Here is a 17293-nt window from a genome sequence, read left to right on the forward strand (position 1 = left end):
GAACGCCACCGGTGAGCGCCCCGTTTCCCGCGGCCATCTCGCCAAGCCGATCCTGGCGGGCGCGGGCGTCCTCAGCGCCCTGTTCCTGCTGGGCCCCCACCTCCTGAACGACGACGCGCCGTCCAGGGCCGTGCAGGCCGGCGCGGAGGACATCGACCCGGAGATCGCGCCCGCCACCGGCACCCCCGAGGACCCCGCCGCGACACCCGCCCCGACGGCCCGCCGGCGCCCCGCGCGGCACCGTCGGCAGCGGCGCCGGACACGACCGCATCGCCGAAGTGGCGGCGGCCGTGCCCACCGGGTCGGGGAGCCCCGTCGCCGCCACCGGCAGGGCCCACGCCCCGGCCGGCGCCACCACCACCAGGAGCGCGACCCCCCGCGCCACCACCGGCTCCAGCGCGCCCCCGCGACAGCAGCAGCAGTGGACGAGCACCGCCATCGACGGCACCAGCGTGCTGGAGCCCGGACAGAGCTGGTCCACCAACCGGATCGTCCTCGCCTTCCAGGGCGACGGCAACCTGGTCCTCTACGACCGCCAGGGCACCCCGCTGTGGTGGTCGGGCACCGCCGGACAGGGCGGCGTCAAGGCCGTCTTCCAGGCGGACGGCAACCTCGCCGTGTACGCCGGGGACGCGCGGACCGTGTGGTCCTCGCGCACCGACGGCCACGACGGCTCCCGGCTGGTGCTGCGCGCCGACGGGAACATGGTGATCGAGTACGGCGGCACGGTGCTGTGGTCCACCGGTACCGCCATGTGACGCCCCCTCAGGACGCCGGCCCGTCAGCTGCCCTGAGGACGGGCCGGACCGCCGTGCCGCCCCGCCCCCCGTCGGGGCGGCACGGCACCCCCGGCCGGACCCGGTGGTAGGACGCGACCGCACGGAGAGGCAAGGCATGAGCGGCAACCCCACAGCAGCGCCCGCCCACCCCGGCGGACCGGCCGCGCCGCCCGCGCCCGGCCCCCGCTTCACCGCCCACCACGCCGGCCGCGCCTGGCTGCTGGCCCCGGCCGGCCCCGTCGACCCGCGCGCCCGCGCCTTCACCGCCGGACTCGCTCCCGACCCCGAGGCCACCGTCGTCGTCGCCGATCTGCCCGACGGCGCCGACGACGCCACCTTGGACCGGCTCGCCCGGGCCGTTCCCGCCGGGACCGGTGACCTGCGGCTGGTCTTCGGCCGCCCGCCGCTGCGGGACCCCGTCGCCGTCGCCCGGTGGCTCGCCGCCCGGCTGGGCCGTGCCGTCGTCGTCGCCCGGGGACCGCTGCTGTCCGTCCCCGGTGGCGGCCTCTACGCGGGTCCCGCGCACGGACCGGGCTGGCTGCGCTGCCCGCCAGGCGGGCCCGCCGTGCCCCACTCCCGGACCTTCCCCCGGCCCACCTGGGAGGCCGCGCTCCCCGACCACCCCTGGCGGCTCGGCCGCAGCGTCGCCGAACCCCTCCCCGCCGGCGTGTGGCTGCGCCCCGCCGACGGCGTCGCCGACCCGGGCGGCCACCGCGGGCGGCTCCTGCGCGGCGCCGGCGTCCACGCCGACCTGCTCACCGTGGCGGTCGGCGCCCCCGGTGCCCCGGCCGTGCCCGTCGCGGACGTCGCCCGGTTCTGGCAGGACCTGCCGCCGTCGCTGCGGCCCGCCGTGCGGTTCCTCTGCTACGGACCCGCCCGCCTGAGCGGCGGACGGCACTTCGGTGACGTCCTCGCCCAGGTCGTCGGCGAACCCGTCCGCCTCCTCGGCGGTCTGCCCCGTCCGGGCCGTGACGGGGCCGACGCCGCCCTGCTCACCGGCCCGGACGGCACGCCGGGCAGGCCGCTGCGGGCCCGGGAGTTCGTCCATCTGCCGCCGGCCGCCACGGAGCCGCCCGCCTCCCCGTACGCGGTGGCCCACGGATGGCCCCTCGGTGATCTCCCCGAGGCCGGCCCGGGCGCCCACCGGCTCGCCGAGGACGTGGTCGTCGAGGTCGTCCGCGGCGGACTGTGGGTCCGGCCGGAACCGGCCCCCGCGCACGCCGCGCAGGTACGCGGCGCCGACCCCGACCCCGAGCACGAACGCGTCCTGTGCGACGCCGGGTCGGAGGACCTGCTCCCCCGGCTGCGGAGACTCGCCCAGGAGCTGACGCGTTCCTTCCCCGCCGACCTGCGCCGCGCGGTCCGCCTCGGCGTCTGCCGGCCCACCGGACCGGACGGCGGCGCGGTGCCCCACGCCGCACCCGCGCCGGGAGGCGGCACCGCACCCCACCGTGCCGCCCCGCCTCCGCTCACCTCCGGGGCCGGTGACGCGGCCCGCACCGGTCTCACCGCCCTCGCGGCCGAGGTGCTGCGCCGGCACCCCGAACTCACCGGCCGGGAAACGGACGCCGACGCCGTCACCGCCCTCGCCGCCGTCCTCGGCCGGCTGGCGGGCGCCGCCTGCGAGAGCCCCGGCGACCTCGCCCTGCTCCGCCGCGGCCTGGACATGCTCCCCGTCCACCACGGCCCCACCGGGCTGCGCGCCCCCCTCGACGAGCCGATGCGCCAGTGGTACGCCACCCCCCGCGAGATCACCGACCCGCAACCCTGCGAGGCGTCGGCGCGGGGGCCGGCCGACGCTCCGGGCGGCACCGACTTCCTCATCTGGTCCACGAACGGCCGCCGCACCGATCTGCTCGACCCGCTCGTCCCCGGCCGGGTGCTGTTCGCCCCCGGTACCCGGTTCCGGGTCCTGGAAGCGGACCCCGGCGCCCCGGGCGTCGTCCTGATGCGCGAACTGGCCCCCGGCGAACCGGCCGGCGACACCGCCGCCGACCGCGCGGCGGCCCGGGACCTGGTCCGCGCGCTGCGGACCTGGAACACCGGCCACGACACCCCCTGAGGCAGGAACGCGCCCCACCCCGCGCGGTCCGCCGCGAGGACGTGTGCGCGGGGTGGGGCGCGTCCCACACCCGGGGACGGGTGCCTCGGTCTCAGTCGTCGTAGATCTCGGTGCACCGGTTGTTCGAGAACAGCGGGCCCTCGACCACGGGGAGGTCGTCGGCCGGGTCCTGGATGACGGTGGTCAGGCCCGTCACCTTGCCCAGACACTCGTCCGCGGCGCTCTCACTGTCCCCGCTGCCGCCACCGACGTACATGTCGAGCCAGGTGGTGGCACCCTCGGGCGCGGAGTCCAGGTTGTGGCAGGGCCCGTCCTGGGGACTGCCCCCGTCACCACAGGCGTCCTCGACGATGAAGTACCGGCGGACCTTGGGGAAGTAGAAGCGGGTGCCGGCCGGATAGTCGAGGGTGTCCTTGCCTCCCTCGTTGACATGCCCGACCGCCAGGGTGATGGGGTCCTCCCAGGTACCGGTACCGCCGGCCTCGTCGTGAACGACGGGATGGGAGATCTGCGCGCTGCCCCGGGGCGTGTTGTCGAACCAGGTGTAGCCCGTGGTGAACGCGTTGGAGATCGTCTTGCCCGAACCCGAACCCGAACCCGAGGCATCCACCGCGCCTTCCCGCATCCCAGCCACCGGCGAGGGGTCGACCGCGCCGCCGCGGAGCGTTCCCTCTTCCGTGGCGGACGGGGACGCCGGCGGTGACACCGGTACCGGATCGACCGCTCCGCCGGGAAGAGTGGCCTTACCCGTCCCGGGGGCTGTCGTGTTCACCTTGTTGAAGATCTTCAGGAACTCGTGGGCCTGCTGCTCCGTGCCGCTGCAGTCCTCGGAGAGCCCGCCCGCCTCCGGGCAGGCCTTGTCCCGGCCGACCGCCCAGAACGAGAGCTGCTGGATCCCCTTCTCCACCGCGAAGTCCGCCAGACGCGACGCGTCCTCCACCGTGAACGTCTCACCCGGGGTGTCGTTCACACCGATCATCGGCGTGTTCCCCTGCATCGCCCACAGCTCCTGCTCGGACTTCCCCGGCCAGATCTGCCCCAACTGCCCGTGCAACGCGGTCGCCGCGTCGATCGCGGCCTGGCCCATGTCCGCCACCGCCGAGCCGTAGTCCATCGTCATGATGTTCACCAACGACACCCGCAGCCCGGACTCCGCCGCGTCCTGGAGCATGGCCACCCCGTCCGCCTGCAACCCGTCCACCCCCGACGGCAGCGTGAACTGCACGTCCAGATGCCCCCCGGCACCCTCCACATCCTTCTGCAACGCCGCGAGCGCCTCATTGCGACGCCGGTTGGCGTCCATGTCGGCCAGCGTCGCACCCTCGATGTCGAAATCGATCCGGGACAACCCGTACGCGTCCACCACCGACCGGTACTGCGCCTCCAGCGCCTCCACCGAGTCACACCCCGACGCCAGCTCGGTGCCCGACGCCCCACCGAACGACGCGATCACCTCACCGCCCGAACCGCGCAAGCCCGTCACCGCCGCCAGCCAGCCCTCGTCCGACACCGGCGTCGTCCCGTTCAGCGCGGCCTTGCACCCGCCACCGTCCAGCACGAACGCCAGCGACGCGTACCGCAGTCCCGCCGCCCGCGCCTCCTCCAGCACCGACGGCGACTTCCACGTCTCCACGTACGGAGCCGCGTACCGCGACGGGAAGGCCGAGTCGGTCGCCAGCGGTGCCTCGCCCCCCGTCGGCGGGGCGATGTCCTTGCCGTCCTCGGTGACGAACTTCCAGGTGATGCCCTCCACCAGGCCCTTCTCCAGCGGCGCGAGCTGCTCGAAGGCGGACTGGGAGAGGTCGAGGTGGCCGGAGTCGCAGGAGGGGCACATGTCCTTGACGGGCACGGTGATGGTCTTGCCCCCGTACGACACCTGCACCGAGACACCGTCGCAGAGCGGGTCCTGGTTGGGGTCGGCGGAGGTCCACCACTCGTGGGACACCGCGACGAGGTCCTCGGTCGCCGCGTCCACCTGGGTGCCGCAGGCGCCGTACCCCTTGTCGTTGTAGTACGTCATCTGGCCGGCGATCTCCTCGGCACTGACCGGGGTGTCGGCCAGCGCCAGGGACACGCCGCCCAGGGCGACGGCCACCACGGCGACTGCGCCGCCCGCGATGACCCGGTTCCGGATGGGCACGCTTTCTCCTGATCGGTCGGACGGTGGTGTTCGGCCCCCGGCCCGGCTGATCCAGACCAGGGCGACGGCGCCGAACGGGGCCCGTAGCGCGGGCCCGCGCGGTCCGTGGCGGACGCGGCACCGGGCTGATCATGGGAGAAGGGGGCGGGTCCGGGCGGAGAACCGGCGGGCGTGTGCCCGGTGGGCCACTCACTCCGCCTCTTCGGCCACCGCGCCGCGCGGGTCGTTCACGAGCGGGCGATGGCCACTCGTGCAGGGCTGTCCGCAAACGGGCAGTCCTTCGCCGCCCGCCTGGAGGAGCCCCCGCCGCCTCTGGTCCGATGGTCCGGTCGGATGCCACCCCTGCCAGGGGAAGCGCGTACAGCACGGCCAGGACAGCGGGTGAGAAAGGCTTGGGCGAGACGCCTCAGCGCCGCCCCGGCGGCGCGCCGGCCCACCGCCCCGGCGTGCCGCCCGCCGGGGACGGCACCCCGTGAGCAGGCGCACCTCCGGCGGACGCGGCCCCCTGCGGAGCCTCGCGTCCCGGCTCGGCGGCTCCGGACCGGTCGCCGGTGCCGGCCCCGTGGTGCTGCTCCGGCCGGACGCCGCGCGGTCCGCGGACCTCTCGGCGACCGTCGACGCCCTGCGCCACGAGGACCGGGACCACGCGACCGTGGTGGTCGAGCCCGGCGACGACGCCACCCGGGGCGCGTGGCGGCACCTCGGCTCGGTACTGGACAAGTTCGTGAAGTCCGGTGTCACCACGGTGCGGTTGGTGTGGGCGGGCGCCGCGGCCGAGCGGCCGGGCCGGACCGCCCCCGCGCGGCGGATCAGCGACGACTGGGGGCTGGCGGTCGTCGCCCCGGCAGGACCGGTGGTGGTCGTCCCCGGAGGCTCGCTGTTCGCCCCCACCGGGCCCGGGGGCCTCGGCGGCTGGTGGCGGCTGGAGCCCGGCTCGGACCCCCGGCCGCTGGGCCTGCGGCATCCCCTGCCGGTCTGGGAGGACGCGGCGGCGCTCCTCGCCTCCGACGCCGTCGAGCGCCATGTCGTGGTCTCCGTGCCCGCCGGGGTGCAGATCCGCCGGGCGGAACCACTGCCCGGCGGCGCGGCGGACATCGGCGCCTTCATCCCCGTGGACCGGGACCGGCTCACCGTCGTCGTCGGTGCCCCGGGCACGTCCGAGGTGACCGCGCGGGCGCTGGCCGCACTGCTGACCCGGCTGCCGCCCCGCGCCCGGTCCGCCGTGCGGCTCGTCCCCGGTGACGGACGCGACCTCCTGGACGTGGGCCGGCGGACCGCGAACCTCCTCGGCACCGAGGTGGAGGTCGTCAACGGTGTTCCCGCGCTGCTGGAACCGGCGGACGGCACGGCGGGCGAGGCGGCGGTGGTCCTGGTCGGAGCGGACGGCGAACCGGCCTGGCGGCCCTTCGCCGAAGCGGTCGCCTGCCTGCCCGCCGGGGGCGGAGGCACCCCCGTGCCGCGCGTCCTGCGCCCCCGGTCGCCGGTGGCGGGGGAGACGGTCGGCGACGACGGGACCCTGCAACTGGACGACGACTGGCAGGTCACCGTCACCCGCGCGGGGCTGTGGGTCGGACCGCGCGGCACGGAACGGCCCGCCCACCTGGGGTGGACGCTGGACCCCGAGACCGTGGTCGTGGACGTCGGCGTGCCCGGACGGCGGCTGGACGACGGGGTGTGGCCGGTGCTCGACGGCTTCCTGGAGCGGCTGGAACCCGGCGTGAGCGAGCGCACCACCCTCCACGTCAGGGGGGTGAGCGGCACCCGGGGCGGACGTCAGGCGCGCCGCGTCGCCGAACGCCTCGGGCTCGGCCTGGAGTACGACGTCGAGCCGTCCGCGGACCACGACGAGCCGGAGGCCCGCCCCGCGCCCCAGCGGGACGGCGCACCGGACGCCCCCTGGCACGCGTCACCGATGAGCGTCCGCATCCGCCATGTGGCGGCACCGCCCGCTCCCACGGCGACCGCCGCGGCCGGTCCGACGACGGGTACGGCCGCCGAGGGCGGCGGTGCCGGCGTCCGCCCGGAGGGCGGGGGGCGGACTCCCGGGACGCCGGCCGGGCGGCCGGTGCCGGCGCCGGACGGCGTGCTTCCCTCGTGGCTCCCGGCGACGGGCACCGCGACGGCTGCGGCGACGGGCGGCACCGCCGGGGTGCCGGGCGGCGCTGCCGGAGTGCCGGGCGGCGCTGCCGGAATGCCCGGAGTGCCCGGAGTCACTGGGGTTCCCGGAGCGTCCGGGTCCTCCGGGGTGTCCGGGTCCTCCGGGGTGTCCCGGACATCTGGGGTGTCCGGGGCGGCCGGTGACGGAGTCGCGGGCGCCGGCGCGGCGGTTGCGCGGCCGCCGGTGGTGCCGGTCGTCGCCTCCTCGCGGATAGCCGACGGTCCGGTCACGGGAACACCCGCCGGGTCGGCCCTACCGCCGGGATACGCCGAGGCGTACGCGGCCAGCCGCTCCCTCGGGGCGCCGGGGCGCCGCCCGGTGCCGGTGGCCTGGAACACACCGGGTGCGAAGGAGACCACGGCGGCCGTGGCCCGGCCTGTCCCGGGGCCGCCCTTCCCGGCCCCGCCCGTCGTGGCTCCGCCCCTGCCGACCCCGCCCGCCCCGAACCCGCCCGCCCCGGCTCCGCCTGTCCCGGCTCCGCCCGCCCCGAATCCGCCCGCCCCGAACCCGCCCGTCCCGGCTCCGCCCGCGCCGACCCCGGCCACCGGGGCCGGGCCCGGCGCCTCCCGGCCGGCGGCCGTACCGCCTGCCGCGCGCCCGCTCGCCGGGAGCCCCGCCGGTACGGCCCTGCCGTCTCCCGCGTCCGGTCACCCTGGTCCTCCCGCCGGCTTCCGGCCGGGTGGTACCCCGACGCCCCCCGCCCCGTATCCGGTCACCGGGAACCGGCCCGGTGCGCCACAGCCGCCGGCACCTTCGGGGCCGGGCGTCCCCCCGCCGGCACCGGCGGCTCCCGCCCCGGACGTCCCCGGCGGGGCCGGGCCGGGTGTGCCGCGGTCCCGAAGGGGGCCGGCCGGCCCCGGCGCGGCGCCGGACCCGGCGGTGTCACCGGGCCGGCCGGACCCGTCCCCGCACACTCCGCCGCAGGCCCCCGTGCCCGCGCAGCCGGCCGCCGCGGGGATCGGGCCGCTGTACCGCAGCGGTCCGGCCGACCGGCAGGCGTTGCGGGCGCTGGGCGGCGAGCAGTGGTGGCAGCAGCAGGCCGCCGTCGCGCGGGTGCTGACCGTGTCGCCCGGCCTGCGCGGAGGCGACCCCGAGGACGTCGTCCTCCCCGACCTGATCGCCGTCCGCTCCTTCCTCACCCTCGACGACGCCCCGCTCGGCTGGCGCTGGCTGGAGCGCGCGCTGGCCGCCGGGTCCGCCGAGGCCCAGCCCTGCCTCGCCGGCCTGGCGTCCGGTCTGCGACGCCTCCCGTCGTACCGGGGCGTCGTCCTGCGCGCCGCCGGAACGCTCCCGCCGCGCGCCCGGGCGCCGCTGCCCGGGAGTGAACTGTGCCCCGCGGGCCCGGTCGGGGCGTACGCGTTGGACGGGGCTCCCGTGCCGGGTGGTGACCGGTACCTCCTGTGGTCCCTGACGGGCCGCAGAGTGCGCGCCCTGACCGGCTCCGCCGCACCGGACGGGCCGGAGGAGGTCGTCTTCGGACCCGGCACCCGCTTCCGCGTCCTCGGTACGCGGGACACCCCCGGCGCCACGACGGTGCTGCTGCGCGAGGTGGCCGCCGGTGAGCCGGTCCGCCGCCCGGGGGACCAGGACGCCGTCGACCGCCAGGCGATCGAACAACTGACGCAGGTGGCGGCCGGCCTTTCCGTGGCCGAGCACCCCGCCCCCTGGCCGCCCCGGCTCACCGGGCCGCTGGCCGAACGCAATCCGCTCGGGGACGGCGCGGCCTGAGACCGCGGGCCGACCGTACCCACACCGTAGAGGAGAAGAGACATGAGCGCTGAGCGCAGGACGCCGCGGGGCGGCACGCCGCCGCAGGGCAGCGACCGGCTGAGGATGCGGCGGGCCGTCGTCCTGTCCGACGCCGGCCCCGGTGATGGTGCGCAACCACTGCCGCCGGCCGGGCGGCGAGGCCGGCCGGACGGGGCGCACGGCGGCGGTGACGGGGGCGCCCCGGAGGAGGAGACCTCGGCCGCCAGGACCGGCCACCGGCCGATGCTCGCCGCCGCCGCGGTCGCGGGTGCCGTCCTGGTCGCCCTGCCCCTGGCACTGAGCGACAACGACGGCGGCGGCGACCACGAGGTCGACTACGAGGCGTCCGGCCACCGCACCGCCTCCCCGCAGAACACCGGCCCCAACTTCACCATCGACGTGCCGACGCCCACGTCCACGCCCACCCAGGGGCCGGGCGCCCAGGAGTCCGAGACCGCCGACCCCCCGCGGGCGGCCCCGTCTGCGTCGGCCTCCCCGGCCATCCCGGTCTCCCCGCGCAAGACGTTCCAGGGCCCCGGCATCCGCGCGCCGCATCCCACCGCGTCCGCCTCGAAGCCCGCCGGGCAGGCCGATCCGAAGCCCGCCACCGAACCCGCCACCGAACCCGCCGACGACTCCGGCGACGATCGGACCGACGAGGCGCCGGACACCCGCACCACCGCCCCCGAGCGGCCCGGGAGTGCCGTCGCGCTCGTAGCCGACCCGGCGGACGACCCGCACGCGCAGCGGCCCCCGGAGACGAAGCCGCAGCCGGACGCGCGGCCGGAGCCCGAGTCGCGGCCGGAGCCGGAGGCCACCGTCGTCACCGCCTCCGTCGTGCCCGACGCGACGATCGCCAGGGCCACCGAGCCGGACCCCGGCGCCCCCGTCCCGCAGACCCCGCAGCCCGGCCCCGACAGCCCGGACCCGGACGTACAGCCGACGCGGCAGAGCACCACGGTCACGGCGTCGGCCGTCACCACGCCCACCCCCACGCCCACCCCCACGCCCACCCCCGAGGTCACCACGCAGGAGGCGGCGCCACCGCGGACCACCGGCGCGGACACCGTCGTCCAGGCGACCCGGGTACTGGAGACGGGCCAGTCCCTCGCGTCCGAGCGGGCCGTGCTCACGATGGGCGAGGACGGCAACCTCGTCGTCACCGACGAGAACGGCACCGTCCGCTGGTCCTCGCACACCGAGGGCCAGGGCCACAAGGCCGTCTTCCAGGCCGACGGCCACCTCGTCGTCTACACGAGCGACGACCGCACCGCCTGGTCCTCCGGCACGGCGGGCCACGACGGCGCCGAACTCGTGCTCCAGAGCGACGGGGACGTGGTGATCCGGCAGGACGGCACCGACCTGTGGGTCAGCGGTACCGCCCACTGAGCGCCATCGCCTGCGGCTCGGCCGCGGGCCGGTCCGGTCCGGGCCCGGGACCGGCGGGGCGGTCGGGCCGCGGCGGCAGGGCGAACGGGTCGGGGTCGCGCGGGCGCACCACGCCGTTCCGCTCGTCCGCGCGCCACAGCCGCGCCATCACCGCGAGCCGCCGCGCGACCTCCCGCCGGGTCGCCCCGGCCGTGCAGAGCCCCGGGGGCGGCGCCTCGGCCAGCAGCACCGCCGCGCGTCCGCCCGCCGGGCCCGCGACCCCGAGGACCTCGAACCGCGTACCCGGTGTGAACAGCACCCGGTCCGGCAGTTCCGGCTCCAGCAGCGCCGTACGGCGCCCGGTGAGGGAGTGGACGAGGACATCGGTGTTGCCGGGAACGCCCGGCACACCGGACAGCGACCCCGCGCACACGCGGTGCGCGGTGGCCGTCCGCCCGGTGCGGTAGCGGCGCAGCTCCGCCGCGTCCAGCTCGGCGCGGAGCGCCACCACGCCCTGGTGGACGGGGAGCAGCGCCAGGGCAGCGAGCGTCTCGGGATCGATGTCCGGGGGCTCTCCGGACCCGTACGGCTCAGGCTCCCGGCCGGCCCGCAGGGCGGAGACGGTGAGCCGGAGCCGTACGGCGAGCAGGCCAGCGAGGACGATGTCGGGCGGCAGCAGCCCGCCGAGCCCGGGCTCGTGCTGAAGCGCCAGCGCGACGACGGCGGTGTCCTTGGGCGTGCCGGTGCCGGCCCCGCGAGGGGGCGCGGCCGGGACCGGCGCGGCCGGTGGCGGGGGCGCGGCCGGGACCGGGTCCGCCGGTGGCGGGGGAGCCGGCCGTTCGGCGGGCGGGGAGGGCGGCGCCGCGGGGAGCGCGCGGGACGGAGCCGCCGCGGGCCCGGCCGGCAGGGCGCGGGGCCGGCCGCCCGGGGTGCCCCAGGGCCGGTCGGCGGTCACCACCCGGACCAGCAGGCCGTCCTCGGCCGGCAGCCGGTGGACGACGTCCTGGGCGAGGCCCCGCAGCCGGGGCAGGTCCTCGACGGCGCTGTCGTCGCACAGGATCAGGGCGTGCTGGGGGTCGGCGGGCGCCGCGCGGACCTCGTCGGCGTGCGCCGGTTCGACGGCGGGGCGCACCCACAGCCCCCACGGCAGGACCTCCAGGACCACGCCGGGACCACCCCGGTACAGGCCCTGACGGAGCATCGGCAGATGACCGAGCGGCCAGCGGTGGTCCGTGGCCAGCGGGGCGTGGGACACGCTCCCCGGCTCCGGCGGCAGGTGCAGGAACTCGCGGGCGAAGACGGGCCGTGCCGGTGTCCCGTCGCGCGTCAGGAGCAGCACCTCCTCGCCGCCGTCCCGGCCGATGCGCGGATCGCCGGTGGGGAAGCCGTTGCAGACGTGCACCGGCTCGCCGGTGAGGGCGGCCAGGGTCTCGCCGAACGGCCTGCTCCCGGGGGCAGGGACGGTGCCGTACAGCACGAAGCGCGGGGCGGCCGGGGGGTGGCCGGGCAGGCTCCGCCAGAAGTGGGCGACGTCCTCGGCCGGCGGTTCCGGTGCGCCGGGGGAGCCGAGGACGACGGTCGGCGCGTCGTCCCGGCGGCGCAGCCGGGCGGCGAGCCGGCCCCGGTGGCGCTGCTGGTCGGCGTCCTCCCGTACCGGCCGCACCCACACCCCGGCGCCCAGCGGCTCGGCGACGGCGGACGGCCCCACCGGACCCGGGCGGTCGGGCAGCCACCCGTCCCACGCCGGGCGCGGGAAGCGGCGGGAGAGGAACCGGCTCTCGCCGCCCGGCGCGCACCGCACCCAGCCCCGGCCCCGGTCGGCACCGATGAACAGAGCGCCGCCGGCGGAGGGCCGCACGATCCCGTCGGGGACGACCACGGGCTGCCCGAGCCGCCGTGCCAGCCGGCGCCCCGTGGGCGCGGCACCCTGGGCGGGCGTCCGGCCGAACACCACCCGCAGCCCGGCGGGCCCGGCCGGTACGTCTCGGGCCAGCGCCTCCTCCACCCCGTCCAGGGGCGCGTACGGCGGAAGGTCCACCACCACCAGGGTGTACTCGGGGTCGGCGGCCAGCCCGGCGGCGAACAGCAGCGACTGGCGGTCGGGTCCGGCGGCGGGGTGCACCAGCCAGGCGTTGCCGACCCGCCGCACCCCGCAGGGTCCGGCGGGGGCCGCAGACGCGAGGGGGAGGACGGCGGTCTCGGCCTCCGGGAGCCGGCGCGGACCCGCCGCGGGCGGTGCCGAGCGGGTCCGCGCCGGCCGCCAGGGGCGCCGCTTGCCGGCCGTGCCGCCGTCGTCCCGGTTCCGCGGCGTCAAGTCCCGGTCCGCCCGGGCGCGCACCCACGGGGGCCACCCGGCCCCGTCACCTGACTGCGTCTCATGCGCGGCATCTCCGTGGTCGTGCTGAAACCCCGCTGTCCGGGCCGATCATAGGGAAAGCAGACATCGCCGGACGTGTCCGTGCCCGAGGGGGAAGGAACTGCGCCCTTCCGTGCACGGACGGGCGTCACGACGTGTGCGCGGCCGGCAGCCGCAGCCAGATCTCGAAGTGTCCCGAGCCGACCGAGGTGCGGTACGTCAGCGCGCTCGCCAGCCGGTAGCGGCCGGTGGACCGCATCTCCTGGCGGATCAGGGTCTGGATGTCACCGGGCTGGTCGGACCAGTCGAGGACGATGCCGTCGAAGTAGCCGTCCTGGATCGCGGCCCGGTACCCCTCCGGGCCGCTCAGGTGCCGGCCCTTGCGGCCCGCGTAGTCGATGTAGAAGATCGACGTCCACAGGGTGTAGTCGGTCAGGCCCCGGTCGCTGAGGTAGTAGACGGGTCCCTCGTGCGGCTGGCCGAGCCACTTCTGGCCCGGCCGGACGTTCTTCGCCAGCTCCGGGATCAGACGGCCCGTGTCGGGCCAGACGCCGTAGTTCTGCGCGGACTGCGACATGCCGAAGGTGAGCGCCAGCACGCCGACCGCGATGACCGCCTGCGGGAAGCGGAGGTGGGCGCCCATCAGCCGGGACAGGCCCACCCCCGCCATCGGCGCGGCGAACAGCAGGCCGTACCCGATGTGCTTGTGCAGCGAGATGCTGGTCTGGAGGTGGATCTGGTAGGCGGGCGCGAGCAGCGCGGTGCCGGTCAGCACGGTCCCCAGCGCGATCCGCCAGCCGCGCGGGGGCGCCGGGGGCGGCCGGTGGCCGGGGATCTCACCGAGGCCGGGACGGCGGGTGTACAGGACCGTGCCGAGGCAGGCCAGGAGGGACAGCAGCCCGCCCCACCGGACGCTGTCCCGCACCAGCAGCCCCACCGACGTGGTGCCGTGGGCGCGTTCGGTCGTGGTGCTCTGGATCGCCTGGAGGTAGTCCGTGCTCAGCAGGGCGATGCCCAGCAGCAGCACCGTGCCGGCGGTGAACACCGCCCCGCGCCGCACCGCCTCCCGCGTGCCCAGCCGCCGGTACGCCACCAGCATCAGCAGCAGCGCCAGCGTGGGCAGGTACAGCGCCGAGGCGTACTTCACGCCCACCGCGAGCGCCGCGACCGGTGCCACGGCCAGCGGCAGCGCCCAGTGGCCGGTGGCGTTGCGGACCAGCAGCCAGGCGGTCAGCGCGAGCAGGGACAGCGACATCGCGTCGTACGTGGCGAAGTTCCCGAGGAACAGCGTCGACTGGGTGACGGCGAAGATCCCGGCGGCGAGCAGCGCCGCCCGCTCGTTGAACAGCGTCCGGGTGAGGGAGTACAGCAGGCCGGTGGCGCCCAGCATGAACGCCAGGCTCATCAGCCGGACACCGGTCAGCCCCGCCGCCGAGTCCACCCAGGCCGCCAGCACCGGGTACAGCGCGGGCGAACCGGAGAAGTACGTGTCGAAACCGCCGTAGTCCGGGGCGCCGTGGAACAGGTGGTCGATCATGGCGTGGCCGGCGTACACGTACAGCGCCTCGTCCTCGAAGGCGCTGTTGTGCAGCCGCAGCGACAGCACCGCCTGCGCCAGCAGCAGACAGGCCAGCAGGGCCCGGCTCACCAGGGTCCGGCGCGGCGAGGGCGCCGCGGACCAGCCGCGGTCGGGCACCCGGCCCAGCACCCAGTCGGCGCGGGTGATCTCGTCGAAGGTGTAGCCCGGGGCGAGGTGCGGTCCGCGCGGAGCCGGCACCCGCAGCCGCAGGGTGGACTCGGGGTCGTACCGCCCGGTGGTCGCGCGGTCGTCGGTGGCCGTCATGGGCGCCTCACGTCGAAGCCGAACCGCGGGTCGGCGACACCGCGGCGGAAGGCGTCCAGCGCCCCGGTACTGCTGTCGATCCGCCAGTCCGTGCGGTCGGTGGCGTCCACCCAGACGAAGCCGACCACGTCGTCGCGGGTGGTCACGGCCCGCGTCAGGTCCTTCACCACCGCCGCCTTGCGCCCGCCCGCCGGCGCGGCCGTCCCGGCGACCAGCACGGGGGCCCGGGTGAAGGCCCGCGCCTCCTTCACCACCGGGCCGAAGAGGCCGTCGTAGGTGCGCGGCCCGTCCGTGCCGTACCGGCCCGTGAGCCCCAGCCAGTCGGCGTACGCGTCACCCGGCCAGTACGGCTCCAGCGGCACCGCCGGTCTCGCGGTCACCGTGGGACTCCACGTCCACACGACGTTGGACACCCCGGTGTCCTGGAACAGGTCGTGCAGGTGCCGCCACGCGGCGACGAACTCCCCGGCGCTCGCCGCCCGAGGGCCCCAGGGCAGGCCGCGTTCGTTCATGCCGGGGGCGAAGGCCAGGGCGACCGGCACGTTCAGGTCGCGGACGGCCTCGGCGGTCCGCCGGACATGGCCGTCGTCCACGCCCGCCGCGATCTCCCGCAGGGTCCGGCCGCGCGGCTCCCAGGCGAGGTACGGCAGGACCCGCTGCCGCCACACCGCCGTGACCCGGTCCGCCGGGAACTCCTCGCCCCAGGAGAAGCGCTGCGCCAGCAGATTGGGTGCCTTGCCCGCCTTGCGCGACCACAGGTCCAGGTAGCCCGGCGTCACCGACGCCCCGCCGAAGGAGACCCCGAGGTACTTGCGGCCCTGCCGGGGCCGGATCAGCCAGGTCACGTCGAACGGCACATACGGCGCCGTCCGCCGCTCCCCGCCCTCCCCGCCCGCACCGATCGGCGCGGTACGGCTCGGCGCGCAGCCCGCCGTCGCCGCCACCGAGGCCAGCGCCCACCTGAGGGCGGCCCGGCGGCCCACCGCCGTCATGCGGGGACCCCCTCGGCGGCCCCGGCCGGCTCCTCGGGCCGGGGCACCACCACCACCCGCAGCACGGCCGCCGCGTAGAACAGCCCCGAGGCCAGCGGCAGCGCGAAGTCCTCCGGCACCATCGTGTCCATCCGCCACAGCGCGGCCCCGACCCACAGCGCCGTCGCCGGCACCGTCCACGCCCAGATGCCGATCCAGAGCCGCCGGGTGTTGTTGCGGCGCGCCCCGCCCGACCCGGTGGGCTGCCAGCCCATCGCCCGGCCGCGCAGCACGTCCCAGATCGCGAACAGGTGCGACCAGCTGTAGAGCACCCGCGCCGCCCACGCCTCCAGGCGGTACGGCGCCCGGTGCCACAGCGGGTACACCACCACCAGGTACACCAGCCCCGGCAGCAGCAGCCGCATGTCGGTGAACTTCACCTGTTCCGGGAAGAACAGCAGCAGCACGCAGACGATCAGCGGCCCGGTGAAGAGGATGAGCGCGGACTCGATGTAGTAGACGAACCCGGACAGGTAGCACAGGCGGCTCGCGAACCGCATCCGCACCTTCCAGAAGTCCTCGACGCTGGCCAGCATGCTCATCGACGCCATGCACCAGCGGTACTGCTGGTTGTAGTACGCGCCGATGGTGTCCGGGCACAGCCCGGTCGCCAGCGCCAGCGGCACATAGCGCAGGTCCCAGCCGCGCGCCCGCAGGTCGAAACCGGTGTGCATGTCCTCGGAGTGCTCGATCAGGCTCGTGCCGCCCACCTCCGCGAGCGCCGTGCGCCGGTACACCGCGCAGGAGCCGACGCAGATCGAGCCGTCGCTGCGCTGCCGGGACACCTGCACCGAGCGGTAGAACAGCTCCTGCACCGCGCCCGCGCCCCGTTCGATCCAGTTCTGCTGGTCCAGCACCCGGAAGTACTGCGGGGACTGCACGATCCCGAGGCCCGGATCGGCGTCCATGTACGGCAGCAGCTCGTCCAGGAGGTCCGCGCGCGGCACGAAGTCAGCGTCCAGGATCAGGATGAACTCGCTGTCGGAGTGCGCGAACCCGTGCCGCAGGTTCCCGGCCTTCTTGAACCAGCCCCGGTCCGGCCGCACCAGGTAACGGAAGCCGAAGTCATCGGCCATCGCGGCCACGTCGGGACTGTCGGAGTCGTCCAGCACCAGCGGCAGCACCCGCCCCGGATAGGCGTCGGCCATCCGCTGGAGGTGTGTCCAGGTGTTGTGCAGCACCTCGATCGGTTCCCCGCAGACCGGCAGGAACACGTCGACCGCCGGGTACTCCCGGGGCGCCCACGCCCGTACCAGCGCGCGGTGCGCCCGCAGGTCGAACCCCGGACTGAACAGTTCGAGGCGCAGCGAGATCAGCACCCCGAGCACCGACAGCAGCAGCACGGGTGCGAAGAACCAGATCCACGGACCGTGCCGGGCGGAGTCCACCTGGCTGTAGAGCACGCAGGTGAACCCCAGGAACGAGGTGCTGGTCAGGAGCCAGTTGTGGCGCCGGACGTACGCGTACTTCTCCCGGTCGTCGGGCGGGGTGGGCAGCAGCCCGGACGGAGCCGCCGGCCGGGTGGCCCGGGGCGGGGTGAGAACACGGTGGACAGCCATACGTGGGTGCTCCAGGGGCGGCTGGTGGGGAAGCGGTCCGGAACGGGCCGGCCGACAGCACGGGCGCCAGGCTAGGGACCCGTGCGCCACGGCATGCCCGCGCGGGGCGGACCGCGCCCGTTGGTGCACGAGGTGTGCACCAAGAAGCGGCCGTGGTCCGCGACCGAACCCGCCCGTCCCTTCGGACAGAGCGGGCGTCCAACCGGGCACGGGCCGCGACCTGCTGTTTCCCTCCCGCGCTCCGGTGT

General features: G+C 76.6%; 9 protein-coding genes. 4 read left to right on the top strand and 5 right to left on the bottom strand.

Features of this window, described 5'->3' with window-relative positions:
• Positions 1-290: 290 nt before the first annotated feature.
• Positions 291-758: a hypothetical protein gene (locus tag Sdagh_RS18345; RefSeq protein WP_226535403.1), complete on the top strand. Its 468-nt coding sequence runs from the start codon at positions 291-293 to the stop codon at positions 756-758.
• Between the two features lie 136 nt (positions 759-894).
• On the top strand, positions 895-2841 hold the full coding sequence (locus Sdagh_RS18350; protein ID WP_189422246.1) for a hypothetical protein: 1947 nt from the start codon (positions 895-897) through the stop codon (positions 2839-2841).
• A 91-nt stretch (positions 2842-2932) separates the two neighbouring features.
• Here Sdagh_RS18350 and Sdagh_RS18355 read toward each other — a convergent pair whose 3' ends face one another.
• A complete protein-coding gene (locus tag Sdagh_RS18355; protein ID WP_189422245.1) occupies positions 2933-4981 on the bottom strand; it encodes a cysteine/serine endopeptidase inhibitor in 2049 nt (682 codons plus the stop codon).
• Between the two features lie 472 nt (positions 4982-5453).
• Here Sdagh_RS18355 and Sdagh_RS18360 point away from each other — a divergent pair, with 472 nt between their 5' ends.
• Together Sdagh_RS18360 and Sdagh_RS18365 are read left to right on the top strand one after the other, a co-directional pair.
• Positions 5454-8867 carry a hypothetical protein gene (locus tag Sdagh_RS18360; protein WP_190078240.1) on the top strand — a complete coding sequence of 1138 codons (3414 nt, stop codon included), beginning with the start codon at positions 5454-5456 and terminating at the stop codon, positions 8865-8867.
• A 42-nt stretch (positions 8868-8909) separates the two neighbouring features.
• Positions 8910-10277, top strand: a complete 1368-nt coding sequence (locus Sdagh_RS18365; RefSeq protein ID WP_190078239.1) for a hypothetical protein — start codon at positions 8910-8912, stop codon at positions 10275-10277.
• Here the strand turns inward: Sdagh_RS18365 and Sdagh_RS18370 are convergent.
• From Sdagh_RS18370 to Sdagh_RS18385, 4 genes are all read right to left on the bottom strand, one after another.
• A complete protein-coding gene (locus Sdagh_RS18370; protein ID WP_190078238.1) occupies positions 10258-12570 on the bottom strand; it encodes a hypothetical protein in 2313 nt (770 codons plus the stop codon). The two genes, Sdagh_RS18365 and Sdagh_RS18370, sit on opposite strands and share 20 nt — an antisense overlap.
• Before the next feature lie 190 nt (positions 12571-12760).
• Positions 12761-14455, bottom strand: coding sequence for an ArnT family glycosyltransferase (locus Sdagh_RS18375; protein WP_189422241.1), 1695 nt, complete (start codon positions 14453-14455; stop codon positions 12761-12763).
• Positions 14452-15447 (bottom strand): glycoside hydrolase family 26 protein, encoded by a 996-nt coding sequence (locus Sdagh_RS18380; protein WP_190078237.1) that lies wholly within the window; start codon positions 15445-15447, stop codon positions 14452-14454. The genes Sdagh_RS18375 and Sdagh_RS18380 overlap by 4 nt, the downstream gene beginning before the upstream one ends.
• Positions 15444-17045: a glycosyltransferase family 2 protein gene (locus Sdagh_RS18385; RefSeq protein WP_190011845.1), complete on the bottom strand. Its 1602-nt coding sequence runs from the start codon at positions 17043-17045 to the stop codon at positions 15444-15446. The genes Sdagh_RS18380 and Sdagh_RS18385 overlap by 4 nt, the downstream gene beginning before the upstream one ends.
• Between the last annotated feature and the right edge of the window lie 248 nt (positions 17046-17293).

It is taken from the genome of Streptomyces daghestanicus (assembly GCF_020521275.1).
In the GTDB taxonomy this organism is placed as follows: domain Bacteria; phylum Actinomycetota; class Actinomycetes; order Streptomycetales; family Streptomycetaceae; genus Streptomyces; species Streptomyces griseoviridis.